The organism is Rhodococcus sp. ACPA4, assembly GCF_002300185.1.
Lineage (GTDB): Bacteria > Actinomycetota > Actinomycetes > Mycobacteriales > Mycobacteriaceae > Rhodococcus_F > Rhodococcus_F globerula.
In genome coordinates this window covers 179919-204224 of the sequence record NZ_NSDY01000003.1, presented here as the reverse complement: position 1 = coordinate 204224, position 24306 = coordinate 179919, and the positions used below count along the sequence as shown (strand labels likewise).

Here is a 24306-nt window from a genome sequence, read left to right as displayed (position 1 = left end):
CATGACCGAACCACCGTTCCGGATCGACACCGGCGGCAGCACCGTCCCGTGCGGCCCGGACCAGAAGATGCTCGACGCCTTCCTACGGGGCGGCGTGTGGATCCCGAACTCATGCAACCAGGGCACATGCGGCACGTGCAAGGTCCGAATCAGCAGTGGCACCGTCGAGACCTCTCCTGCCCCGGACACTGTGCTCTCGACTGCCGAGCAGGATCGAGGATATGTCCTGGCGTGCCAGTCGATCCCGACCTCGGATGTGACGATCGATTCTGTGGGGATCGATTCCGGCACACCACATCACGTTCTCCGTGATATCGCCGGAACGGTCGGCGCGATACGTCAGGTGGCCGACGACACCCTCGCCGTGACGATCCTTCTCGACGAGCCGCTCGAGTTCACCGCCGGTCAGTACGTCGAGCTGTCGATCCCAGACACCGACACCACCCGTCCATATTCGATGGCGAATCCGCCCAGCCAGGACGACAAACTGGAGTTCCACATCCGGCGCCAGCCCGGCGGCTGCGCCACCGATGGCTGGATCTTCGACGGTCTGGCAGTCGGCGACCCCGTGTCGATGACCGGACCCTGGGGCGACTTCTGTTACACCGCAGACGATCCGGAACTCGGCCTCGTTCTCTTGGCCGGCGGAACCGGGCTCGCGCCACTGAAATCCATCGCCGCCGCTGCGCTGGAGCTCGATCCGCATCGTGAGATCCACGTCTATCACGGAGTTCGATTCGAATCCGACCTCTACGACGTCGACTACTGGCACGACCTTGCCGCCGATCACCCCGGGGTCCGGTACACCCCATGCCTCAGCCGTGGCGGATGGACCGGACGGACCGGTTACGTCGGAGACGCACTTGTCGCGGACCTTCCGTCGTGCAAGAACTTCTCGGCTTACCTATGCGGCCCGCCGGCCATGGTCGAAGCTGGCGTCAAGGCACTCAAACGCCGACGGATCTCACCCCGCCGCATCCATCGGGAAAGCTACACACCCACAAACCAGTTAACAGCTGTTTAAGGAAACGAGGAACCGATCGTGCACACCTTGATGGTGACTTATCGCCCGCCTGTCGACCCCGTGGCATTCCGTGATCACTACCGCAACAAACACCTACCTCTGGCCGCCGCACTGCCGGGCCTACGCGCTGCCCGATACTCGCTGGATGTGCACCATGAGCAATCAGGCTCTTCGATCTTTGCTTTGTTCGAGGGCGATTTTGAGTCCGAGGAGACTATGCGGGCGGCGCTGTCCTCGCCGGAGGGCGCCGCGGCCCAAGCAGATCTGCAAAATTTCGCGACCGGTGGTGTGGACATCTTCGACTTCGTGAGATCAGAACTGCCATAACAATCTTTCGGGATGGCCGTGGTGGCTCCTGACGGATGATTCGACTGCGGACCGAGTTGCGGGTCGGCAGAAAGGCTAGTCGGCAACATGAGAACCGGCCCGTACGCAATGATTCTGCATAGGGGCCGGTCTCGCTGCCCGCGAGGCCCGTCCCGGTCTACGTCGTGCCGGTGGCTACCGATGGCGACGACAGAGCCATGACCATCGGCTGAATCGTCGACCGTTTCGTCAGCTTGGAGTGGGAAGAGTTGTGCGCATCCCACCGGGTCAGCGCGATCGAACAACTCTCGCTCGCCGGTATGTCTGCCACTAAGACCGCCCAGGCCACCTGCACCAAGAAAAGGGCGTCGACCACACGTTAGTCATCGCAAAATCGTCGGCCGCGCTGGAATTTGCTGGACCAGGGATCCGGTCTGACGTTGGAACAGTCCGCCGTGATTGCCGCCTACGAATACGATCCCGAAGCCCAACAATGGCTTATCCGAGCCGCGTCGACGGGCCGGTTCGAGCATGAGGTGGCGCAGTTGGAAACACGCGCCGACGAACGTGTCGCACTTCTTGCCGAGGTCCCCAAGTACGCCAGCGAGGGTATCGACTCCGTCACCCGTCACCCCAACTACCAGCCGGTTCCTCGGCTAGGGTCCGCGAGCAGTCCGACGGCGAGGACCTTGTCGGCGCTGATCGGGCCTTTGCCGTTTCCGATGGCGGAGGCGATGTCTCCGGTGGCATCGGCGCCTTGGGAGTAGCCGGCGAAGATGAATGTTGTTTGGGGCATTTCGCGGCGACAGTGCTTACCTTGTCGTTGATCGTGTCGATGGCCGTTGTCTTGCTGTCGCCGTAGGTTTTTCCTTGATCGAATGCCGAGGCAGCGTACGGGGTGTAGAACAGACCGACTGTGTCGCCGTACGTCGATTTCAGTGAACTGCCCACCGATGCGAGCATTCCGACGGGAACGCCGGGATCGGCGTCGGACGTGGTTTCCCACGTCCCCGGGGTCATCACCGCAAGGACCTCGGTGCATCCAGCCGGTGTCGCGGATGCGAGTGAGGGAACCGTGAGCGCTAAAGTTCCGGCTCCGAGCGTGGACATGGCGAGCCCGAGTGTTAGTGCGTGGCGGCTGGAATCGGTCTTTCTGGTACGTCGACGGCTCGATGATGTTGGTGCGTTGTACATGTGGGTACCTCATCTGCCGCCGGAGAATGCTTGCCCGACAGATGAGGTGGAGTCTGTTTCTGCCGGGATGATTGTGCGTTCAGTGTCGACGGCGGTGGGTACGGACGACAAAGTCACTGTGGATAACTTCGCCGGTTGGCTGGTGAACGAGAGGCCAATGTGTTGGGGAGGATGGGTCGATACCTCTAGTGATCGGGAGCTGACTACGCCCATCCTCCGCGGGTGGATGTTCTTTGAGCGCCAAATTAGCAATGCTGCGTATTTTTCTAGGGACTAGGGCCCCGGGATTGGCGCTTGACGCAGTCTCTCGATCAGGAAGCTCGTCGGCCAGTGGTGTGATCAGCAGACCGATGAGAGTCCAGTTGCTCCAAGGGGCCGGGTGGGGAATCAGCGCACCTAGAGGGCTGTTTCACCGCAGGGAGACCCATGTGTGGGGTTCACCGTGGCGCCAGCATGGGGAGTAGGGCGGCGCCCGCGGATACGATAATGCCTGCGGCGCCGGCAACGATGCCGAGTAGGGCCCGTAGCGAGGCTGCTTCGTCATCGGCGACCGCGGGCCGTGACGTGGCGACGGTGCCGCACACCGCGGCGGCTACTCCCAGTACGAAGCCGAGTCCGACCATCCAGAACGCCGCGATGGACAGTGCCCCCAAGGTGATCGACGCCGCGGGTAACCGCGAGCGGTGTTGCTGCTGCGTGTCGTTGTCGCCGTAGGAGGCCCACGGGAGGTTGTCGGTGTGGCGGCTGTGGGGGACGGTGGTCATACTCCTCCTTCGTGTCGTCGGTAGTCGTGTCGACGGGCATCTGTCGGCATTTGCGGTCCGGGGATGTCTTCGGTCTGTTCGATCGAAGACATTGCGCGGGGGTGGTCGAGACCGCGTTTGCGGCTGATCGTCGCGATCGGCCGAAGGCCAGTGGCTTGTGACGGACTCGGCCAGGGCCTTTGCTTGTGGCGTAGCCCTCAACAAAATTTAGCACTCATGCACATCGAGTGCTAACTCTTTTCGCTAAGTAACTTTCGCCGGCCGTTGATATCGACCAGATTTTCGTTCACGGCCGATTGTCGGTCTGGCTGCGGTATCGGTTGTCGAGGTGTATCGACGTGGGGTTTCCCTGGCTCGAGTGGCAGGCCATCGCTTTCGACGCGAGGCCTCACCGAGCATCGCGGCCGATAGCGGATCATCCCAGCCTGAGGGTGTGTGACGTTCAAGGGTGAAGATTACGCCCTTGTGGTACGTCAGGTACGATAGGTACTTCAAGTTGGACTTGCCTTCGGCTGGTAAGGAGCGCCATGAGTGCCGAAATTGCCCGATCGCAGACATCTGTCGCCGGCTACGACATCGATTCCGTGGCGGTGGAGCACCTGACCGCAGCAATCCGCACCGACGGTCTCCCTCACGCATTCAGCGTCCACGTGGCGGAAATGTGGCAGGCCTACACCACCGAACTGCACCCTTCCCGCCCCGTTCCGGAGCGCGGTCGAGAGAAAGTCACGCGAGTTGACGACCTCCACGCACCGGCAGGGAAAGGCACTGCCAGCGGTGACATCGTCACCGCGGTCGCACAACTTTCGGCAGCTTCCCTGACCGGCACACAGCGTCTGGCGCTCGCGCAGCTTCTCATCGCGTCGGTCTCTGTATCTGACGAGGTCTCGACGACACCACCGGAGACCTCCACAGATGACGAGGATCCATCCAGGTCAACAGCATTGGCGAATGCACGAAGGTCAATTCTCGATTCCCTCGATGTCCTCGACTCCAAGGACGTCGCCCGCATACTCGCTCCGACAAGTGAAGCGACCCGCAGCGTCGCGCAGAAACGTCGCAAGGCCGGTGAGCTGATCGGCCTGCCCATCGGGACCCGACCCAACTACAAGTACCCAGCGTTTCAGCTCGACGAGGAGCGGCACAAGATCCACGACGTGGTTCGGCACGCGAACCTGCGGCTCCATGTCGAGCGGGACCCGTACGGCGCGGCGAGTTGGTGGCTGACGAGTACGGATCTGCTCGACGGAAACAGTCCGCTCGAGGATCTCGAGGCCGGGCAGCTCACGGAGATCGCGGTCGACAACGTGCTCGACTACTCGCGTCGAGGCATGTGAGCGGGTGCGCAAGTACAACGGAGCGCCTGCACACACCGCGATCGTGCCGGCTGGGGCGGAACTGTGGCGTGTTCACCGCACCGACAGCCGCTACCCTGCAAACAGTTTCAACTCGACGGGGATCGCACCGCTGACCGATGCAGTGGCTTTCGATATCAGAAAGCACCGAGGCTTACCGCGCCAGGGTCGGTTCGATCCGGTCCATGACGACACGGTCTGTCCTGGAGGATCGGGGTTGGGCGGATACCTGTACGTCGGATTATCGGTAGGTGCCGTGGTGGCAGAAGGAATTCTGCGAGGTACCGACATCCCCAAATCCAAGTTGCTTTCCTACGCGGCGGTCGCCGACTTCTCGCTGACGAAACTAACACTTGGAGAAAACATTTCGGTGATCACCCTTGACACCCAGGTTGGACTGGCTGCGATCAACCAGGACGGATCGTTGGTCGGGTGCACGTGGCGAGACTACCGGGATTCGCGTGTAACCTGCACGGACATCTTGGTGGGGACTCCGGGTGCTTTGGGTGTCCGCTACCCCTGCCGACACGGCAAGGACGAACGTGCTGTCATGCTCGTCGACCGCCGTAACTCGCTGCCCGTGGACATAACGGACACCAGTGATCTCTCTGTGCCGGGATGGGGACTGGACCTGGTCCGCCGAACCCTCAGGCTTGGATTCGACCTGGATATCGACCTTCCCTGATTACTCTCCGCCGGCCACAGATGGAACAAATGTCGCACGCGTAGTTTTCGGGAAATCGGGGACAGTTGCGTTGTTTGTCTGGGAACCTTCGACCTCTTCGATTACGGCGAGCGCGACTACAACATGCTGTTCGCGTCGAAACTCGACCTAATTCTGGAAGAAAACAACAGCGAAAAGCAATTTTTGACGGCACTCACCCCCGAATGCCACTGAAAGACATGGCCTTTCGATGACATGACCGCTTCGGTGCGTGAGGTCGTGGCCACGGTCAATGTGCTTCTTGGTGCGGGGGCTGACCCGTGGGGAGTGGCCTCGTGGTGGTTGGCGCCGTCCACGCGACTGCCGCAGGGGCAAACTCCGGCCGATCTCGCGGTAGATCCCGACCCTGCCGCCCATCGGAAACTCGAACGACTGGCCTCCGCGGTGCTAGCTGACTGATGCCGGATATAGAACCACCGGCCGGAGGCCTGTTCCGGCCGGCTCATCGCAGCACACTCGCCGCCGGCACGACGGTGTGGCGAGTCCACAGCAGCCGCCGCAGCGCGTTGGCACCCAATCCCACCGCGCAACCGGACGAGTTTTCCGGTGGCCGATTCGACTCCCTCGACGCCCCGCGTACGCCTACCTGTACATCGCTGACAGTCCGGACGGAGCGATCGCCGAAACTATCTGCCGGGATCTGCCTTTGGATCCGACTGTTGCGAGGATTGTGCCTGCCAGCGTGGTGGCGGGCCGAACCTTGACCGCGTTGACGCTCACCCGCACCCTTACCGTTGCGGCGCTGCACGGCCCGCACCTGTCTGCGGTCGGTCGGGATTTGTGGTTGACCAAATGTGAAGCGCGACATTACGTCGCGACGCGCAGGTGGGCACACGCGATCCATGCTGCCGACCCTGTTATCGGTGGCCTCGCGTACCGCCCTCGGCGCAACGAGGACACTCTCGCGTGGGTCCTGACCACGGATCCGGCCGTCACATCGCATCCGGCTCTTGCCGTCGATTCGTCTTTTGCTGCATTGCCTCTCGATCGTGGCAGAGGCCGCGATCTGGTAGAACGCATCGTCGCCGATCACAGCGCCATCTCTCCTCAGCATGAGCGCATGACGTTATTCGACTGCTCGGCGCATTTGGCCGATGTGGCGGACGTGGACCGCCGCCGCCCTTGTTTCACCCGCCAACGTCAAGTGCGCGCGGGAGCCGTCGTTCTGGTTCGTTTCGGAACGTGTTGATTTGGGGTGTCGAGATTCAGGGGTCTTATTGACTCAACAGCTAGCGATTCTCGATCAACTCGGCCGCAGAGGCGTGAGGGGCGATCAGATACAGCGGCGCTCGTCCTCGGGAACCAGGGGAGGTTTCGACGGCGCGTTCGTATCAGGACGGCATCGAATCCACCGATCAGACCGCTTCAGTCGAACGACGAAAAGTCGATGGTCGAGCACATGAGTCAACTTACCGATGTGATCTCAGGGCTTGGCGACGCCCGAGTGCATGCTCTGAGAAAACAGGCGTGGAAACAGACGGGCAGTCCGAGCCCCAGCGCCCAAACACATTTACTTTGAGGATATTTGGTCTACGCCCTCAGATCTCACCGTAGGTCAAGATCGGAGAAATGCAGGACCGGCGGGCGTCGAGTGGGACGATCACGATGCTGGTGGCGTATCAACGCGCCCGGTGTGGTGATTGTGCAGCATCGCTTAAACCGTACGTGACCGACAACCTATCTTGGTAGTCATTACGTCGACTTACCCCGGCGAAGAGCTTCAACGAATCTTCATCAACTCGGCTGTCGAGGTGAGGGCGGGATCAGATCAGCAGTAGTTCGTCCCTCAAGAACCAGAACAGTTAGCAGCGAAATCGACGCTCACTGAACAACCATGGTCGTCATAGACGGCATTGGACGCTCCGGCGAGATCGAGCCCGAACACCGCTCACCCCGGGCTGTGGGCACTGGGCGTCATTCGACCATGTCACGTAGATCATGGACTAGAATTCGACGAATGATGCTGTAATCGAATATATTTCAGGCATCGATAGACCTCAATTCAGTGCCGAAACACGCCGTCACAGATGAGCTACGTGGTGGCTGTAGACGGCGCGTGAACAGGGTCGGACGGCAACTATCTTTGGCCGGGATGGAAGGTTGCGCGCGTTGATGTCTGGAGCACCCACCGGTGATGTTTCGGCTAGTGCATCAACAGATCCAGACGCGCCCCTGGACGAGAAATGGCGCGAGGTGGATTTTCCATCCACTACTCGCACCGCCGTGCAGAGCGTAGCACTGGTGTCGCTGATGGAAGGTCGGCAGAGACCGGGTGTGAGACAAGGAAGGCGGTTGCTGCGATCGCGGGTGGGCAAGGAGCGCTGCGGGCTGGTTTTTACCTGTTGAGGTGGTCGGCGAGTCGATTGATGGGGCGGGGGTCGATGGTCAGATTCGTAGATTGACGATCGCCGGTGATGCGTACGCCGGCGCTGGCGTGGACGTGGGCGTTGCCGTCGATGGCGACGGTGGTGGTGTCGGTAGCCGCAGTGCGGGTGTGTCCGGCGGCGTGGACGTGGCAGTGGCAGTGAGCGAAGACGATGGCGTGCTCGTCTGCCCGTATGTCGGCGTAATCGGTTCCGACGATGCGGCTTTCCCCGTGTGCGTCGATGGTGGCGGTGTCGAAGGCTTCGACGTGGGCGAAGTCGTAGGCGCTCACGCGGGCGTGGTGGGTGGTTTGGAGGAAGCACCGTCCGGCGGCGGTGATGGATCCGCCGGTGACGGCGGCGCAGGTGACGGCGGCGCAGGTTTGTCCGGTGATGGTGACGTCGACGTTGCCGGGGATGTGTCCGAGTTCGAGCCATTGGTCGGGGCCGGTGTCGATGACCAGTGTGGTGGCCCCGGCGTCGAGGTAGCGGGCGTATTCGCTGTAGCAGTGGACGACTGTGGGACGGGTGCGCTCGGAATGGTGCCGGGTGCGGCGCTGCGCGAGATGGTCGATGGGTGCGTTCATGAATCGATATTGCCTGTGTCCGTCGAACTTGGGGTGATTCTGGGGTGGGGAGTCCGGTCACGATGTGACTACATCATCGCGACGCGTCGAGATCCCGACGCGTCGCACGTTCGCGAATTGGCAGGTGCTGGGTCCAAAGAAGTTGAACATGTGCGGGGGTGCGGGGCCTTGTGGGGTTTGATGGGTGGTCGTCGACCTCCCAGCGCGCTATCATTGATTTACGTGCGCAAATCAACGAAAGGCGTGGAGATGTCGGACGCAGCGACCAGTAGCACCAGAGAGCGCTTCCTGCATGGTGATCTTCCCTTCGAAGACGCATTGAAAGAGGTCACCGGTACCGATCTCGACCGAAGTCATCTCTGGCATATCCTTGAAGGCCTCGCCTCCGAACGCAGGGGTATCGCGCCAGTCCTCTCTGCCCACGACGCCCACATCCTTGACGATGCCGGGTTTGTCGCTGATCCGGTGGCAGCGGCGTCGGCGCGGGTAGACCGCGATATTCGCATGCAGAACCTGGTGCACGAATCTCTCTCCATTCCGGACGCCGCCGAGCGACTCGGCGTCACGCCGGCGCGGATCCGCCAACTCCTCGCCGAACACAGACTGTGGGCGTTCGCCTCTGGCCGAAACCGGCTACTTCCGCCCGCCCAGTTCACCTCCACCGGTCAGGTACCGCACCTCGACCGGATCGTTCCTCTGCTCGAGGGCGACATGCATCCGCTGTCTGTGCAGGCGTTGCTCACCACGCCACAGAAGTCGTTGATCGTCGAGGGAGAGCCGGTGTCGATCGTGGCGTGGCTGACAGGGTCTGCTGGAACCGACGATGACATCAGCCAGGCCGCCGATGTGATCACTGCGGCGCAGTGGGCATCCGCCTAGATGGCGGTGATGTTGCCTGCGCCGCCGTCGATCGAGGACCTCCGCGATGCGGGAATTCTTCCCGACGAGGTGATCGAGTGGACACCGGGCGACGTGGTCTGGAGGGTGCACCGCACCGCCGGCCCCCACGTCCTTGCATGGAGCGGACTTCGCACCTTCGGGCCGGTCCTTCGGTTCGATCACCATCCACTCCCTCCTGCCGATCGGGTGAGATACGGAATTTGGTACGGCGCAAGCAATCCCCGCGGCGCCCTAGCCGAAGCATTCCAATCCTCACGCACCATCGACCGGCGGCACTGCGAACCGTTCCTGACAGGTGTGAAATTCGTGCGCGCACTGCGCCTTCTCGATGTCTCCGGAATCGGCACCGGAGTGTGGGCAACCCGAGTCGGCGGGAACCATGCGCTAGATTCGGCAGCGCACCGACGAACCCAACACTGGGCCAGGACAATTCACCGCGCCCATGACAATCTTGACGGAATCATCTACCGGGGCAGGTACGCCGGAACTGTGTGCATGGCGTTGTTCGAACGCGCCACCGGCGCCTTCCCCGCTCTTCCCGAGTTCTCGCAACCGTTGAGTCATCCGGCACTGGCCGACCGCATCTACACCGCGGCGCACGAACTCGGTTACACGATCATCTGACATGAGTGGCCAGCCGCGCAGAGGACGTGGACAGCGCCGATCGCCGGCGTTTCTGCTGATGTGCATCGAACGAACAGAGATCAACCTTCACAGGCTGGCCAGACTGCCCGACGGAGTCGACACCGGCGCTGTCGAAGCGACCATCGGCGCTATCGACGATCGCACCGAGACTCCCGTCCTCCGTGTTCCCTGGCGCGGCGCCACCGCTCGGGATCGAACTTCCGACGATGTGGATCAGCAGGGCGTGCGGGAGCGGCTTGCCAACGATCGGAACGGATAGGCGTTCGTACACTGCAGCGCGGGGTTTACCGAGGAAACCGGGCTTTTCTTCGTCCGGTGGCGCGCCGCCGTCGGATCGCGGCCGGGGCCGCATACTTGGACGCGGGCGTGAGATCGGCTGGACTGGCCGCAAGTCGGATTCTCGATGCCCGCCGGCTTCACTCGCTCTCTCAGCGAGCACATCGGCCGGACTTCGGCGTCGAGTCGGCGCACCGACACTGAACGTACTTGTTCGGCTTGAGCTAGGTGTTGCGTTGGCACTGTCACGTTGATTCAAAGAAATAGTGGTGCAATCGGTTTGGAGCACACAGCGATGCGCCCAGTTGGGATTGTTCACGCTGCAGGATGCAACCCCGCTCGCGTGACCTCCTGCCAGACCGCGAAGCGGTCGGCCATCTCAGCACGCCATTCGGACGCTGAGAGCCGGTGTCGGCCTGGCCGGAAGTGCGGTGAGATTCCGCTGAACGCGGACAGGAATTGTTGCGCGTGGCCGGGCGAAGTGAATCGTTTCATTGCCCGTTCTCGCTGTCGGGTCGGTTGGTGCGAGTTCTCTGCCCTGTTGTTCAAGTACTTGGATCGGCGATGCTCGACCGAGGCCAATATCTCGCGGTGTGCGACGCTGTAGCTAGTCAGCTTGTCGGTAACGATCACTCGCGGAACATACTCCAATCCTTTGAGTAGTCGGCGGAAGAACTTCTTGGCCGCCACAGCGTTTCGGTGCGACTGGACCAGCACGTCGAGCACGTTGCCGTCCTGATCGACCGCCCGCCAAAGATAATGCTGGACGCCGTTGATACGGATGAACACCTCATCGAAGTGCCACCTGTCGCCGGGCCGCGCCCGCCGCAGGCACAACTGGTTGGCGTAGGCCTGCCCGAACTTGGCGCACCACCGGCGGATCGTCTCGTAACTCACCACGACACCGCGTTCGAGCATCATCTCCTCGACTTCACGGAAGCTGAGCGGAAGCCGGAAGTATGACCACACGCAGTGGTTGATGATCTCGACCGGGTAGCGGTGCCCTTTGTACGACAGCGTTGGAGTGGTCACGCCATATTCTCCCAGTTCGCCGCGTTCAACAACGTGACAGTGCCGACAGTTCGGCGTCGCGCAACGCGTAGTCGAGTTCCAGATCTTCCCGCACCGAGTCGAGAGTCGGGGCAAGCGCTGGATCCACCAGAACCGCCCGGGCACCGGACTGTGCTATGAGGTAGCCACTTCGTCACCCTTGAGTGCGTAGTTGATGGGTACGTGCACCAAACCTGCTCGCCCGCAGGCCAGGAACCTGATGACGTAGGCGCCGGAGTTGGTTCCGTACGCGGCGGCACGATCACCGTGCTCGAGTCCCAAGCTCAGTAGATAGGCGGCGACCCGCGTGACCGCGTCGTCGAGTTCGCGATACTTGCGAGTGCGGTCCTCGAAGATCACGGCCACACGATCGGGGTATTTGGCTGCCGAGCGCCGCAGCACTCCATCGACGGTATTGGCGCGCGGGTTCAGATTCATGGCGATTAGATTCTGGGGAGTCCAGCTAAAGCGGAAGCGGTAGCACTACTCGCACCACCCTCAAGTATGGCCCCGACTTGCTGCCGAACGGAGCGCCGCTCTGGCAGGTCTCGAACTTGACTTGCACACGGAGGCCGAAGATCGGAAAACGCCCTGCTTGTTTGCACCGAAAGCTCACACGGATCGCGTCTTCGCGTCATGTTGTTCGGAATGCAAGCGTTGGTACAAGCAGCACAGCATTGGGCGAAGTGTGCACAAATGCGCAATGCGCAGTGCACGATTTCCATCACTGAGTGTGGCGCCCATCACCTAACGTCGGAGGTGCACCGAAACCTTGACCGGACAGGGCCAACGCGGCACCGCCGGCTGATTTTGCAAAATGGAGAGTTCGTATGACAGCTGTTACTGAATGGGCAATCCGCCGCGACGTGCAGGAATTCCTGGGGAGCGCGAAGAAACTCCTCATTGGAGGCGAATGGGTGTCGGCCGCATCGGACCGCACTTTCACGACCTACGACCCGGCCACAGGCCACGCCCTCACAGAGGTTCAGCGTGGTGGCGCCGAGGACGTCGACCGCGCGGTCCGGGCCGCCCGCACAGCATTCGACGAGGGCCCGTGGCCTACAATGAAGCCCAACGAGCGGGAACGGCTGATCTGGCGGGTCGGCGACATCCTCTCCGCGCGCGCCGAGGAATTCGGCCAGCTCGAGGCGCTGGACAACGGCAAGTCGGCGGGCATCGCCGCGGCCGTCGACGTCGCGTGGTCGGCCGACATCTTCCGCTACTTCGCAGGCTGGGCTACCAAGATCGAAGGCAGCACGGTCAACGTGAGCATGCCGTTCGCCCCGGGCGGCCAGTTTCACGCGTACACGCTGCGTGAACCCGTCGGTGTCTGCGGTCTGATCGTTCCCTGGAACTTTCCGCTGCTGATGGCCGCGTTCAAGCTGGCGCCCGCACTCGCGGCCGGCAACACGGTGATCCTCAAGCCCGCCGAGCAGACCCCGCTTACCGCGATCTTGCTCGGTGAGGTATTCCAGGAGGCAGGCTTCCCGCCCGGCGTCGTCAACATCGTCACCGGCTACGGCGATGCCGGGGCGGCACTGTCGGCCCACGACGACGTCGACAAGATTGCGTTCACCGGCTCCACCGAGGTCGGGAAGAAGATCGTCGACGCCGCCAGGGGCAACCTGAAGAAAGTGTCGCTCGAACTCGGCGGCAAGAGCGCCAATATCGTGTTCGCGGATGCCGACTTCGACGCTGCCGTCACCGGATCGCTCAACGCCTGGCTGTTCAACCACGGCCAGTGCTGCGTTGCCGGCACCCGAATGTTCGTCGAGGACAGCATCTTCGACGACTTCACCGCCGCGGTCGCCGAAGCCGCCAGCCAGGTCAAGATCGGCCCCGGACTCGACCCCGCGACCCAGCTCGGACCGCTGGTGTCGCAGGAACAGTTCGACAAGGTCACCGGCTACCTAGCCGCCGGACTCGCCGACGGCGCCCGCGCCCTCACCGGCGGTAAACGCTGGGGCGGCACCGGCTTCTACGTCGAACCGACGGTATTCGTGGACGTGAAGCCCGAGTTCAGCATCGTTGAGGAGGAGATCTTCGGCCCCGTCGTCGTAGCAATGCCGTTCAACGCAGAGGAAGGAGTAGCGAAGGCGGCGAACTGCAGCATCTACGGCCTCGCCGCCGGAATCTGGACCAAGGACCTGTCCAAGGCGCACCTCACGGCCCGTCAGCTCAAGGCCGGTTCGGTGTGGATCAACCAATACAACGGGTTCGACACCGCCATGCCGTTCGGCGGATACAAGCAGTCCGGTTGGGGGCGTGAGCTCGGCGCAACCGCCATCGACCACTACACCCAGACCAAAGCCGTCAACATCGCTCTATGATGTGTGTACGGCGAGTCTCGCCGTACGAGTTGAGAGCCTGAAACAAGAATCGCACCCGATATGTCATCTCCAATCGCGCCGGGAAACCCTCGAGAGAGGGTTCGAGAACAACTCGATGGTTGGCAGAACGCCCTCAGCGGAACGTTCTTTCCGTTGCAGGTAGGCACCGAGGTGGAGCACGATTTCCGGTGCGAAGTCGATACCCACCACCTCGGCGGGATCCAGTTGTCAGTTGTGCATGCGAGACCCGAAACGATCGTTCGCACTGAAGTGCAGGCCCGATCGGACGAGAGCGAACACTATTGCATCGCGTTTCAGCGAGCGGGAATCGCTACGTTTACCCAGGACGGTAGGACAGCCGTCCTCCGTCCTGGGCAGTTCACGGTTTACGACTCGACCCGTGAATTCGCAGCCCGTTTCGGTTCACCACACACGACAGCGGTTTCCATGTTCGACCGGAGTGCGCTCAACCTTGATGTGACCCAGATGGCCCGCGTGACAGCTACAGCAATGTCAGATGGCGATGGTTTGGGAAAGCTGGTCTCAGCGATGTTGCTTCATCTGGTTGACTCGCGGGGCGAATTCTCGGACGTTGTTTCGCGGAAAGTATCCTCCACCCTGCTGGATCTGGTGGAGACCTTGTACAGGGAAATGCTCTTGGATTCCAGCGATTCAGAATGCGCCCAGCGGTCATTTCTTATCAGAGTCAAGACATTTATCGAGGATAATCTCAGGGAATCCCATCTCTCAGTGGGGGATATCGCCGCAGCTCATTTCGTTTCAGTTCGATACTTGTATAAAGCATTCGAAAACGAGAAATTTGGTGTCGCACAATACGTACGACACCGGCGCCTGGAACGCATAAGGCAGCAGTTGGTCGACCCTCTGATGGCTCGGCGGCCGGTCGGTGAGATTGCGGCGACGCACGGCATGATCAACGAGGCGCATTTCAGCCGGATATTCCGCGAGAAGTACGGCGCGAGCCCTTCGGAGTACCGCAGGCTCTACATATCGACATAAATTATCGACATAAATCACCTACCGGTCCCGTGATCGCGGTGCCACCCAGTTGTGCGGACTGGCAGTAAACCGCACGTCAGTACTTCCTGGATGCAACGGTGGCACATTCGCCGGCCGGATAAGGCGGCGCTCACGCAGCTTATCGACCCTTATCGACCCTTATCGGCACGCAAGGTATCACGCAAGACGGTAGACGTGTGCACAGAACGACAATAGGTCCTGCACAAACGCACAAATGGATGTGACTGTAGTCACGGTACGCTCGGTATATCAGAAGAGGCGAGTGCGGCGATGCGGTTTCTTGGGAACCACAGCCGACACAGCCGACACGGGTCGAATAGTCACCTGCGCCGATGAATCAGATGAATCAACTGAAAGAGAAACAAATGTCGAGTCTCCGAGCAGAAATTCTTATCGATGCAAAACCGGATCGCGTTTGGGAGGTAGTTAGCGATGCGGCAACCATCAGCGAATGGTACCCACTGATTTCCCGATCACATCTCGATTCGAATGGTGTTCGCCACATCGAATTGAGCGACGGCAGCCGGCTCGAGGAGAAAATCGTCACCTCAAACGAGTTTCTGCGCAGGTTCCAGTACCAAATTCAGGGTGGAGACCTTCCCGTGGAGCACCACCTGGGGACTATTGATGTCATCCCCATCGAGGACAAAACTCTCGTCGTGTACTCGAGTGAAATCACTCCGGACAACCTCGCTCTGCTAGTTGATTCGGCAGTAAAGGATGCCCTAGCCGGCCTCCGTGACGCTACTACTCGCACGGAAACCCCAGCCGCACTCGGCAACTGATCAGAACCTTCCCCCGACACAGATAACACAGAAAGCGAGTGAATCGATGACAACCTCAACCACGACTTCGGTTGATACCGAACGATTCTCATCTGATATCGACCTGTTTTCCGCAGAATCACTGGCGGACCCATATGACGACTACCGGACCCTTCGCGACATCGGGCCCGCAGCATATATGGCCAAGTACGACATGTGGGGGACCTTCCGATACGACGAAGTCAAACGAGTTCTGGGTGATCCTCACACCTTCATCTCAGGCCGCGGCATCGCTATGAGCGACACGATCAACACCGCGTGGGCTGAATTCATGGCCCTGAAGGATGGGGAGGAACACGCCATTCCTCGCCGGATCATGATGCAGGGAATCGGCCCGAAACCCGCATTGGCCTACCAATCGAACATCGACGTGGCCGCTAAGGACGTGGTCGACAGGATCTTGGAAATGGGGGAATTCGATGGAGTTCCTGAGGTCGCACAGCGGATGCCCTCTGCTGTATTCATGTACGCACTCGGCGCCGAAAACGCCGTCGCCGGCCCGGAGATGCTTCGGTGGGCGACGGATTCGTACCACTGCACTGGACCGGAGGGCACTTACGACGACACGCTCCCCAGCGTAGAAAAGCTCATCAACTTCGTCGCATCCAGCCTCGGGCGCGACCAAGTCAGGGCGGGCAGCCTCGCCGCGCAGGCCTGGGCGGCCGCCGACGCTGGAAAGGTCACCGACGAGCAAGCGTTGGGGATCATCGGCGTTGCGGCCTTGGCCGGCCTGGACACCACGGCCAGTCTGATCGGCAATCTGCTGCTGCTGTTCGCGCGGCACCCTGCCCAGTGGGCGATCGTCCGTGATGATCCGTCACTCGTTCCGAGTGCAGTGATCGAGGGAGCTCGGATGGAATCGACCGCGCAGTGGTTCACAAGGGTGACCAGCTGTGAGGTTCAGCTCGGCGAGATCACGATTCCGGCCGGATCGAGGATGCTGCACAGCTATGCCTCAGCGAATAGAGATGAGCGGCATTACCCGAACGCGCACATATTCGACGTTCGGAGAAACCCGACCGACCACCTTGCGTTTGGTTACGGTCTGCACTCCTGTGTTGGCAAGAACCTATCCGGTCTCGAGGTGACCTCGCTGTTCAAGGAGCTGGCCAGGCGTGTCGACCGGATCGAACTGAACGGTGAACCCCACTTGCACCCGAACAACATCATCCGCGGCATGGAGTCCGTGCCCCTCAAGATCTATCCGCGCTGATCACGCACCTAGTGCCGGGGCAGGTTCCGGTTCGTCCGGGAGCCTGCGCCGGCGCCGGGTGCTGCGCGCCCATGAGCGGTACGCACACCCGGTCCGCCCTTCGTCAGAACAGTCACACCTGAAGGAACGAAATTCAATGCCTAAGATAAGTTTTCGTCTCGTTGGCGGAACCGAAACCATTGTCGATGCGATATACGGAACCAGTGTCATGCAAGCTGCCTTGGGCGCCGGTATCGACGAGATTGTTGCCGAGTGCGGGGGAAACGCCATGTGTGCGACATGCCATGTGTATGTCGAAAGCACCGACATCGCGCTTCCCGACATTGGCGAGGTCGAGGACGAGATGCTCGACAATGCACTCGCCCCTCGCCTGGAGACAAGTCGGTTGTCCTGCCAACTCCCCGTCACCGCGGATATCGACGGGCTTGTCGTCGTACTTCCGTCGACCCAATACTGACATGCAGACACATCGGTTTACCTCAGAGGACTGCATCGTCATTGTGGGAACGGGACAGGCCGGGCACCAGGCGGCGGTGTCGCTACGTGAGCAATCTTTCGCCGGCAGGGTCGTCCTCATCGGAGATGAGCCCGACCTGCCGTACCAGCGACCGCCCCTTTCCAAGGGCTACCTCGCCGGCCACACACCGGCTGAAGCTCTCCCGCTCCGCCCCGAGGAGTTCTATTCACGCCACAGTATCGAACTGCTCACCGGAGACTCTGTCACGGCGATCATCCGAGAGAAGTGCCGTGTCGTCTTGTGCTCTGGTACGGAAATCGACTTCGCACATCTCATACTTGCGGTGGGCACCGAGCCTCGATCTCTCACGGTTCCAGGAGGAAGAGCACAGGGAGTCTTCACGTTGAAGACTCCCGCAGATGCCGACTCAATCCGCGAACGCCTGCAGGGGCCATCGCAGAACGTGGTGATCATCGGTGGCGGGTTCATCGGCATGGAGGTCGCCGCCTCAGCAGCAGCGTCGGGGCACAATACCGCGGTCGTCGAGGCTTCCGATCGGATCATGCAGCGAGCCGTTGATCCCGCAGTTTCGAGTTGTGTTGCGCGAGAACACCGGTCACATGGTGTAACCCTGATCAATGGCGTTGCGGTCACGGCCCTCACCATGCGAAACGGGGCAGTCTCCGGCGTCGAGCTCGACACGGGAGCTGTCCTGCGCGCCGACACCGTTGTTGCAGGCATAGGCGTGGAACCGAACATCGCACTAGCGCAGGCATCTAACCTTGCCACATTCAACGGGATCGAAGTCGATGGCCAACTGCTCACTGATGACCCTCACATCAGCGCGATCGGAGACTGCGCTAACTTTCCCAGCGTCCATGCGGGCCGACGCGTTCGTTTGGAGTCCGTGCAGAATGCCGTCGATCACGCCCGGCACGTGGCACGTCGACTGATGCACGACAGTGGACCGTATGCCTCGGTTCCCTGGTTCTGGACCCATCAGTTCAACCTGAATATCCAAATCGCCGGGTTAGCGTCCGCCGACGACAGCACAATCGTCCATGGAGACTCGGAAAGCTCCAGCTTTTCCGTGCTGCGTTTCAGGAACGATCTGCTCACATGCGTCGAATCGATTAATCGACCAAGCGATCATTTGGCTGCCCGCAAAATACTTGCTGGCCCACGCCGTCCCTCTTTCAGTGAAGTGCTGACCGCTGACTTCACATTGAAAAGTTACGCGAAGGCGGCGACGAACCACACCAAAATCATACCGGCGTAACCGCGATGAATTCTACCTACACGGTCACACAGAAAGACGTGAAGACGACCTCTTGGTGGACTTATTCCGGCGGTGGTCCGTATTCGGTGGAGGACCTGAGGAATCAGCTTCGGAATCTCCAAACAAAAGTACGAGGATCGCCTCTACGACTCGCCTGCAGCTGCCGTGCTGCCCGCCACTATCCCCAGGAAGTGAAGGAACTGATCCTCACGTTCTGCTAGTCGCGCTGCAAACAACGACCTCACGGTGCTCGGTGGCGGCCGTCGGACATTTCACTGTCAATTTGAGGGATCTTCCGGACGTTCGGGGATCCGATACAAACAACTTAGGAACCCATAGACCTGCCACCCCTGGCCCTTCACTTCGTCATCGCGGGGCTCGGCTTTTTTCGTGCCCACAAACTGTCACTCACCGTGCTGCACTTCGTGTGAGGGGTTGCACTCGCTCGCATCGAGGCGCGATGGGCCTTCATGCGCGTCGCAGAATACGACGCATCAGACTGATTCCGCTCGTTGCAGCTGCATTCTGTCAGTGCAGTGTGTGTACGTACCTGGTTTTCCGGCGTCGAAGTCGGATGACGACTCGAAGTGTCGACCACCATAACTATCGACGGAACATCCCGTCGCCGACGGTGATCTCGGCTAACACCCACCCATCTCCGTGGACTCAGAGGCTGCGAGGCTTGGTTTTTTCCTAAATTGGATCTGCCACAAACCGCTTGGCTAACGTATTCGACTGCACCGCAACGCGAATGGAATTGATCGACCACTTACCTACCGGACGTTTTCGGGCCGTACGAGCGGTCTGTGCCGATGAATGATCAAGGGAGCAAAGCAATGCCATTAGGACGATCCGTCGTGCTCGGCGTCGTCGCCGCCATCGGCGCCGTACTGTTTCTATTCCCGCTCGTCACCGACATGATGATCAAGGTCCAGGGCGTGGAACACCTCACAGGTGACCTGCGTGCCAGCTTCGAGCCTCAGGCGTTGGCCCAGACCCGGGCCGACATGGACATGGTGCAGGCGATGTCGAATCAGCTGCAGTCGCAGACCCTGCCCGCCTTGCCGAACGCGCTCGTTATGAGCCCGAACCAGTTCCATGACTACATGGACCAGAATTTCCCGGACGTCGTCAGCGGCAGTGACCAGCTCGACACGATCCTGCCGAAATTCGATGCCCTGGTGACCGGCCTGGAAACGCAGGCGCCCAACTTCCGCAACGCCGATCAGATCCCCACGAACTTCCTCCCCAGTACCGTGGTGCCGTTCTTGTTCCTGATCCCCGGCGCTGTTTTGTTCCTCCTCACCGTCGGTGCCCTGTTTCGCGGCCGACCGGGTCTGTCTCGGGCAGCACTGGTGGCAGGCTTCGCCGTGGGACTCATGTTCGTTATCGCCCCGCTGGTGTTGTCCGTTCCCGCCAAAGCCAAGGCCGTCGACGATCTCACTGTGGCCTTCGGCCCGGTGGTCACCGACCAGGGAGTGGCAGCCGTGCGGTCGGACATGACTGTGATCGCGGCGATGTCCGACCAACTCCAAACCCAGACCGTGCCCGCGCTGGCCGGCGCCTTGAAAATGGATCCAGGGCAGTTCCAAGACTTCATGGGGCAGAACTTTTCCGACGTCGCGACCGGCATAGCGCAGCTCAACGCCATCCTTCCCAGGTTCGAGGCACTCGTTGCTGGCATGGAGGCCAACGTCGGCAACTTCCAGCTGGCGGCGAACATCCCCACCGCGAGCCAGGCGGCCACTACCTTGACATGGTGGTTCATCGTCCCTGGCATCGCGCTGATCCTGCTCGGCGGTATCGGGATTGCCGGACAGTCACGGACTTCGGGTGTCTCCGCCCCGGAGCAAACCCTCGAAACCGTCTGACCCATCGATCGCTGAGCAGTCACTGATACCGACACCGCGGCCGCTCACTCCCATGGACCACGGAAGCCGATCACTGGGACGTGCCGTATCCCAGGCACGTCCAGGGTCCCTCGGAGCCCCGATTCATTTCAATGGAGTGGACAACTGCGGATCGGTTGGTTCTGCCGAGGCCAAAACTGCTGACAAGAATAGTTCGTCAACCTCTGGCCACTCACTGGGCCATCGGTTGTGCAACAACCGTTCTCGAAGCGAAGCCACCAGATTTGTCAGCGCGGGTCCCTCGTCACAAAGCAGGCGGACCAAGCCGAGCTGGCCACATCTCGCTGCGAGCGGGACCAACGCCGCCTCCGCTTCCTCGTCGCCATGCGCCGCGCACAGCGCGGCCACCTCGAGCAGACCCGCGCGAAGGGCTGCGCGGGGACGGGGTTGCGCTCGCACCCTGGCTACCAGCGCGGACGCGAGTTCGAGTGCCTCGACCGCGTCGTGCGATGTCTTCTCGGCGAGCAATATTCGGATGGCCGCATCTTCGTAGAGTTCGGTGGTCATCTCCAAGGTACCGTTGAGCGGGGATGAGTCTGTCTCCGCGGCTGCTTCTCGTCGGACGGGCGACCGAATATTGGCCTTCATATTCCACCGTGTGCGCTCGTTCTCGATGCGCGCAGTGAGTCGTGGCAGTTTCAATGCCGCTGCGATCGCGGCCCCTTCGTCCAGTCGGTCGCGCGCTGCCACGAGGTCTCCTCGAATGGCCTTGATCCTCGCCCCGGTCCCATATGTGACGAGCATGAAATCGACCACTCCCCCCTCGGATCCGAGTTGGTGGCTCTCATCGAGCAACCGCTCGGCCTCGTCCACGTATCCCTTCTCGTAGAGCAGGTCACCGAGCATCGCGCTTGCGAGCTGTGTCGAGTATGACCGCGAGCCGCCTGAGCGCCCGGCCAGTTCGTACGCACGGCGGAAGTGTCGTTCTGCCTCGTCGACGCGGAGCATCTCGAAGGCTGCGAGTCCGGAAAAACAGTATCCGTACACGGCACTCAACGGGCCGGTGGTGCGCGCGTGGTACGGCTCGGCCCACTTCTGCCACCGCTGGGCCGCGTCGAACTCAAATCGGTGAATTGCCTCATAAGAAGCCACATTCGCGGCAGCAGCCAGCGCAAACGGGCGCAGGGTCCTCTTCCGGGCGACACAGTCCGACACCAAATCGAGTAGTCCGTCGATGTGGTCGCCAAGCAGATTCGCAATTCCTTTCACCAGCGCCGCCTCGACCCGAAGATCCGCGGTCGCCCCGGCCTCATCGGGGAGGGCGGCAAGGCTGACGTTCAGCGCGTCGAGTGTCTGATCAATGATGATGCGTTCGTGGTGTAGGAGCACGTGCGCCCAAGCGGCCGCGATCAGTAGATGCGGCCGTCCGGCGACCACTGATATTGGCAGTTTGTCGATCAGCCCCAATGCCGAGGCAAGCTGCGAACGCTCGATCAACGCCATCCCGTCAACAAGATCGGCGGCCCGCTCCTCGTCCCCGCCTGCGAGAGACTGGTCAACCGCCTCGCTGAGAAGATCGTGGTCGGCGAACCAAAGCGCTGCCTCACGATGTAACGCGGCGACTCGCTCGGGCTGGTCTCGTGCGAGCCGGCGCCGAAGAAAATCGGCGAAAAGGTGGTGGTAGCGGAACCACTTACGCTCGTCGTCGAGAGCGCGTAAGAACAGGTCCCGGTCCTCGATCTGCTCGAGGAGCACCTGCCCGTTGCCCACCTGAGCAAGCCTGGCAGCCAGGTCACCGCACATACGTTCGGTCACCGACGTCGCCAGCATGAAGTCGACGATGTCAGGTTCGAGCGTGTTGAGGACATTCTCGACGAGATACTCGGCGATACCCCGGTGCCTGCCTGAAAGGTGACTGATGAACTCTGCGGGATGCTCCCGTCCTCGCAGTGACAGAACAGCGAGCTGCAGGGCTGCGACCCATCCTTCCGTGGAATCGCACAGGTCGGCGATCGCCTGCGGTTCCAGCGACAGACCACCGAGATCGACCAGAAAACGACCTGATTCGGCAACATCGAAGCGCAGCGCGGCGGAATCGATCTCGACCACCTCGTCCTGCACCCGCATCCTGCTCAACGGCAAGCCTGTTTGAGTGCGGCTGGCCACAATCACCTGCAAGTGGTGGCAACCGTGCTCGAGCAGAAACTCCATGGCTGCCACCGTCTCCGGATTGCTCACCCGATGCCAGTCGTCGACCACGACAGTCAACGGCTCCCCAATGTCATGGATCTCGTCGATCAACGTCGTCAGTACATACCGACTAGCCTGGCTGCCGCGATCCTCGAGGATCTGCCCCAAGTCGGAGGCGAGGTCGTCTCGGACATGTCGAATTGCCTCTACCAGATGGGCGAGGAACCACACCACGTTGTTGTCGTCGGCGTCGATACTCAGCCATGCCACCGAAACACCGTCCTCGATGAGAACCTCCCGCCACTGCGCAGCGAGAGTACTCTTTCCGAAACCTGCCGGCGCATGTATCAACACCAACCGTCGCCGACCCGCATCCTGCAGACGCTCGGCGAGCCGAGTCCGCACGACCAGAGCGCGCGACGACCTCGGAGGACGATACTTGGTCATTGCGCTGGGCGGTCGCAGCCGTGACACCGAGTCGTAGTCACCCGGGCCCCGGTGCACCTCAGTCCTGACATAGCCGACGGTCGGCGCGGGTTGGATCAGCGCGGAACCCGCGTCCTCGCCAGCCGTGAGCGCCATCTCATCAACGGCTAACCCGTGCGCGCGCTCGATCTCGCGGAGTTGATTGCCGAAATCCGCCGCGGTGCTTGGGCGTCGGTCCGGATCCCGCGCCATCGCTCTCTCCACGGCCTCACGAAGATCGCTAGGAAGCCCCGCCGCAAGCATCGTCGGCGCCGACTCGGAGGCGATACGCAGGAACTGGGCAATGATCTGCTCGCCGGAACGCCGCTCGAAGGCCGCATGCCCGGTAATGAGACAAAACAGTGTGGAACCAAGGCCGTACACGTCGGACGCAACCGTTGGCGGCTCACCAGCGAGAACTTCTGGGGCGGTAAACGCTGGGGATCCGGTGATGGTGCCGGTGTCGGTCTCGAATCCGCCTGCAATACGTGCAATACCGAAGTCGGACAGTTGTGGGTCCTCGTAGTCGGTCAACAGGATATTGCCCGGTTTGACATCCCGGTGCAGGATGCCAGCCCGGTGAGCGGTCTCCAAGGCGCCCGCCAACTTCACACCGATACGGATCGCTGCGCTCCAGCGCATCGGCCCTCTACGGCGCACAGCCTCGTCTAAAGAGCTCTGCTGGTGATACTGCATCACTATGAACGGGCGCCTCGTGGAAGTCACACCAATGTGCAGCACATTGACGATATTCGGATGCCCCGACAACTGCCCCATCGCGCGCTGCTCCCGCAGAAAACGGGTATAGCCGTCCTGATCGAGACCCGAACTCAACACCTTGATCGCCACGGTCCGCTCGAGCGAAGGCTCCCGGCACCGATAAACAACCCCGAAACCGCCACGGCCGATTTCCTCGACTTCCACGAACCCCTCGGATTCGAGTTCCGCTTTGATCTCCGAGCTGAAGCCATCCAGCGGCCCGGGCTCATCGTGGTCCGTCATCGACGACTTGCCCTCCTCTGTGAAGGGATACGACCTCGGTCCATAACAATGCCGCCGACATCCAATAATCTGCTCCGACCGCCCACCAGTTCGCAGTCAGCGCAGCAACTCAGTTATTCAGCCTACCCGCGCGCGGCAGCGGCCGCGTTACATCCGGCGACCGACTTCTGCGCACAGCTCGTGAATCGCGCGAATAACACCAGCAGCAGCATCTTTGGACGGTCGACACCCTCGTCGACGATCCACTGCTGGGCCGGGCGGCAGCCCGAATGGCGGTGACCGCACCGGCGAGCGTTCGTTCGTAGCGACTGTGCAGCCGTTGTAGAGGGAATATCGGCTCGTCCCACTCGCCCCAATTTGATCAGTAGAGCTTTTCGGATCCCTGGCGGGGCTCATGACTAGACTCCGCACCGAGTGTTCGAGTGACATCAGAACAGCTGTGGATTTCGCTTCTGAAGGTGGCTTAC

Annotated in this window: 21 protein-coding genes and 1 pseudogene; 16 read left to right on the top strand and 6 right to left on the bottom strand. The window is 61.2% G+C overall.

Features of this window, described 5'->3' with window-relative positions; all coding sequences use genetic code 11:
* The first annotated feature begins 1 nt into the window (after position 1).
* A complete protein-coding gene (locus CJ178_RS31070) occupies positions 2 to 1024 on the top strand; it encodes a 2Fe-2S iron-sulfur cluster-binding protein (RefSeq protein ID WP_095888893.1) in 1023 nt (340 codons plus the stop codon).
* Positions 1025 to 1042: 18 nt separating this feature from the next.
* Positions 1043 to 1351 (top strand): EthD family reductase, encoded by a 309-nt coding sequence (locus tag CJ178_RS31065; RefSeq protein WP_095888892.1) that lies wholly within the window; start codon positions 1043 to 1045, stop codon positions 1349 to 1351.
* A gap of 600 nt (positions 1352 to 1951) precedes the next feature.
* On the opposite strand, the gene CJ178_RS31050 is transcribed toward CJ178_RS31065, so the two are convergent.
* Together CJ178_RS31050 and CJ178_RS33495 are read right to left on the bottom strand one after the other, a co-directional pair.
* Positions 1952 to 2440 (bottom strand): hypothetical protein, encoded by a 489-nt coding sequence (locus CJ178_RS31050; protein WP_095888889.1) that lies wholly within the window; start codon positions 2438 to 2440, stop codon positions 1952 to 1954.
* A 521-nt stretch (positions 2441 to 2961) separates the two neighbouring features.
* Positions 2962 to 3288: a hypothetical protein gene (locus CJ178_RS33495; RefSeq protein WP_257013619.1), complete on the bottom strand. Its 327-nt coding sequence runs from the start codon at positions 3286 to 3288 to the stop codon at positions 2962 to 2964.
* A gap of 527 nt (positions 3289 to 3815) precedes the next feature.
* On the opposite strand from CJ178_RS33495, the gene CJ178_RS31035 reads away from it, so the two are divergent.
* From CJ178_RS31035 to CJ178_RS31020, 4 genes are all read left to right on the top strand, one after another.
* Positions 3816 to 4625, top strand: coding sequence for a hypothetical protein (locus CJ178_RS31035; RefSeq protein ID WP_095888887.1), 810 nt, complete (start codon positions 3816 to 3818; stop codon positions 4623 to 4625).
* Between the two features lie 4 nt (positions 4626 to 4629).
* On the top strand, positions 4630 to 5328 hold the full coding sequence (locus CJ178_RS33490) for a hypothetical protein (RefSeq protein ID WP_257013618.1): 699 nt from the start codon (positions 4630 to 4632) through the stop codon (positions 5326 to 5328).
* A gap of 234 nt (positions 5329 to 5562) precedes the next feature.
* On the top strand, positions 5563 to 5766 hold the full coding sequence (locus tag CJ178_RS31025; protein WP_052683284.1) for a hypothetical protein: 204 nt from the start codon (positions 5563 to 5565) through the stop codon (positions 5764 to 5766).
* Positions 5767 to 5842: 76 nt separating this feature from the next.
* Positions 5843 to 6556, top strand: coding sequence for an RES domain-containing protein (locus CJ178_RS31020; protein WP_179300893.1), 714 nt, complete (start codon positions 5843 to 5845; stop codon positions 6554 to 6556).
* Positions 6557 to 7702: 1146 nt separating this feature from the next.
* On the opposite strand, the gene CJ178_RS31015 is transcribed toward CJ178_RS31020, so the two are convergent.
* Positions 7703 to 8317 carry a hypothetical protein gene (locus tag CJ178_RS31015; protein ID WP_095888885.1) on the bottom strand — a complete coding sequence of 205 codons (615 nt, stop codon included), beginning with the start codon at positions 8315 to 8317 and terminating at the stop codon, positions 7703 to 7705.
* Positions 8318 to 8566: 249 nt separating this feature from the next.
* Here CJ178_RS31015 and CJ178_RS31010 point away from each other — a divergent pair, with 249 nt between their 5' ends.
* Genes CJ178_RS31010 through CJ178_RS31000 form a run of 3 tightly spaced genes read left to right on the top strand, consistent with a single transcriptional unit; the run spans position 8567 to position 10121 of the window.
* Positions 8567 to 9196, top strand: coding sequence for a helix-turn-helix domain-containing protein (locus CJ178_RS31010; RefSeq protein WP_257013616.1), 630 nt, complete (start codon positions 8567 to 8569; stop codon positions 9194 to 9196).
* Positions 9197 to 9841 (top strand): RES family NAD+ phosphorylase, encoded by a 645-nt coding sequence (locus CJ178_RS31005; protein ID WP_095888884.1) that lies wholly within the window; start codon positions 9197 to 9199, stop codon positions 9839 to 9841. It abuts the gene before it with no gap.
* Between the two features lies 1 nt (position 9842).
* On the top strand, positions 9843 to 10121 hold the full coding sequence (locus tag CJ178_RS31000; protein WP_095888883.1) for a hypothetical protein: 279 nt from the start codon (positions 9843 to 9845) through the stop codon (positions 10119 to 10121).
* A gap of 332 nt (positions 10122 to 10453) precedes the next feature.
* Here CJ178_RS31000 and CJ178_RS30995 read toward each other — a convergent pair whose 3' ends face one another.
* On the bottom strand, positions 10454 to 11170 hold the full coding sequence (locus CJ178_RS30995; protein ID WP_095888882.1) for an IS6 family transposase: 717 nt from the start codon (positions 11168 to 11170) through the stop codon (positions 10454 to 10456).
* 34 nt (positions 11171 to 11204) lie between these two features.
* Positions 11205 to 11626 (bottom strand): annotated as a pseudogene (locus CJ178_RS30990) (AMP-binding protein); the annotation flags it as partial.
* Between the two features lie 392 nt (positions 11627 to 12018).
* Between CJ178_RS30990 and CJ178_RS30985 the strand changes: the two are divergent.
* The 7 genes from CJ178_RS30985 to CJ178_RS30955 all read left to right on the top strand — a co-directional run bounded on the left by CJ178_RS30985 (position 12019) and on the right by CJ178_RS30955 (position 20203).
* Complete coding sequence (locus CJ178_RS30985) at positions 12019 to 13518, top strand: aldehyde dehydrogenase family protein (protein ID WP_095888881.1); 1500 nt, start codon at positions 12019 to 12021, stop codon at positions 13516 to 13518.
* Between the two features lie 60 nt (positions 13519 to 13578).
* Entirely contained in the window at positions 13579 to 14538 is a 960-nt protein-coding gene (locus CJ178_RS30980; protein WP_095888880.1) for a helix-turn-helix domain-containing protein, read from the top strand.
* 386 nt (positions 14539 to 14924) lie between these two features.
* Complete coding sequence (locus tag CJ178_RS30975) at positions 14925 to 15344, top strand: SRPBCC family protein (protein WP_095889114.1); 420 nt, start codon at positions 14925 to 14927, stop codon at positions 15342 to 15344.
* A gap of 46 nt (positions 15345 to 15390) precedes the next feature.
* Positions 15391 to 16596 (top strand): cytochrome P450, encoded by a 1206-nt coding sequence (locus CJ178_RS30970; protein WP_095888879.1) that lies wholly within the window; start codon positions 15391 to 15393, stop codon positions 16594 to 16596.
* A 136-nt stretch (positions 16597 to 16732) separates the two neighbouring features.
* The gene (locus CJ178_RS30965) at positions 16733 to 17053 is read left to right on the top strand and encodes a 2Fe-2S iron-sulfur cluster-binding protein (protein WP_045063372.1); all 321 of its coding nucleotides are present in this window, start codon (positions 16733 to 16735) and stop codon (positions 17051 to 17053) included.
* Positions 16950 to 18332: an NAD(P)/FAD-dependent oxidoreductase gene (locus CJ178_RS30960; RefSeq protein ID WP_306453227.1), complete on the top strand. Its 1383-nt coding sequence runs from the start codon at positions 16950 to 16952 to the stop codon at positions 18330 to 18332. The genes CJ178_RS30965 and CJ178_RS30960 overlap by 104 nt, the downstream gene beginning before the upstream one ends.
* Positions 18333 to 19189: 857 nt before the next feature.
* On the top strand, positions 19190 to 20203 hold the full coding sequence (locus CJ178_RS30955) for a hypothetical protein (protein WP_257013613.1): 1014 nt from the start codon (positions 19190 to 19192) through the stop codon (positions 20201 to 20203).
* Between the two features lie 123 nt (positions 20204 to 20326).
* Here CJ178_RS30955 and CJ178_RS30950 read toward each other — a convergent pair whose 3' ends face one another.
* A complete protein-coding gene (locus CJ178_RS30950) occupies positions 20327 to 23839 on the bottom strand; it encodes a serine/threonine-protein kinase (protein WP_095888876.1) in 3513 nt (1170 codons plus the stop codon).
* Positions 23840 to 24306 lie beyond the last annotated feature (467 nt).

Excerpts from the sequence above, each read along its gene's own strand:
- CJ178_RS30965 (WP_045063372.1), top strand. The coding sequence starts at position 16,733 with ATGCCTAAGATAAGTTTTCGTCTCGTTGGCGGAACCGAAACCATTGTC.
- CJ178_RS30975 (WP_095889114.1), top strand. The coding sequence starts at position 14,925 with ATGTCGAGTCTCCGAGCAGAAATTCTTATCGATGCAAAACCGGATCGC.
- CJ178_RS31035 (WP_095888887.1), top strand. The coding sequence starts at position 3,816 with ATGAGTGCCGAAATTGCCCGATCGCAGACATCTGTCGCCGGCTACGAC.
- CJ178_RS31005 (WP_095888884.1), top strand. The coding sequence starts at position 9,197 with ATGGCGGTGATGTTGCCTGCGCCGCCGTCGATCGAGGACCTCCGCGAT.
- CJ178_RS30970 (WP_095888879.1), top strand. The coding sequence starts at position 15,391 with ATGACAACCTCAACCACGACTTCGGTTGATACCGAACGATTCTCATCT.
- CJ178_RS30960 (WP_306453227.1), top strand. The coding sequence starts at position 16,950 with ATGCACTCGCCCCTCGCCTGGAGACAAGTCGGTTGTCCTGCCAACTCC.
- CJ178_RS31070 (WP_095888893.1), top strand. The coding sequence starts at position 2 with ATGACCGAACCACCGTTCCGGATCGACACCGGCGGCAGCACCGTCCCG.
- CJ178_RS30950 (WP_095888876.1), bottom strand. The coding sequence starts at position 23,839 with ATGACGGACCACGATGAGCCCGGGCCGCTGGATGGCTTCAGCTCGGAG.
- CJ178_RS31025 (WP_052683284.1), top strand. The coding sequence starts at position 5,563 with ATGACCGCTTCGGTGCGTGAGGTCGTGGCCACGGTCAATGTGCTTCTT.
- CJ178_RS31015 (WP_095888885.1), bottom strand. The coding sequence starts at position 8,317 with ATGAACGCACCCATCGACCATCTCGCGCAGCGCCGCACCCGGCACCAT.
- CJ178_RS30980 (WP_095888880.1), top strand. The coding sequence starts at position 13,579 with ATGTCATCTCCAATCGCGCCGGGAAACCCTCGAGAGAGGGTTCGAGAA.
- CJ178_RS33495 (WP_257013619.1), bottom strand. The coding sequence starts at position 3,288 with ATGACCACCGTCCCCCACAGCCGCCACACCGACAACCTCCCGTGGGCC.
- CJ178_RS30985 (WP_095888881.1), top strand. The coding sequence starts at position 12,019 with ATGACAGCTGTTACTGAATGGGCAATCCGCCGCGACGTGCAGGAATTC.
- CJ178_RS31000 (WP_095888883.1), top strand. The coding sequence starts at position 9,843 with ATGAGTGGCCAGCCGCGCAGAGGACGTGGACAGCGCCGATCGCCGGCG.
- CJ178_RS31010 (WP_257013616.1), top strand. The coding sequence starts at position 8,567 with ATGTCGGACGCAGCGACCAGTAGCACCAGAGAGCGCTTCCTGCATGGT.
- CJ178_RS31050 (WP_095888889.1), bottom strand. The coding sequence starts at position 2,440 with ATGTCCACGCTCGGAGCCGGAACTTTAGCGCTCACGGTTCCCTCACTC.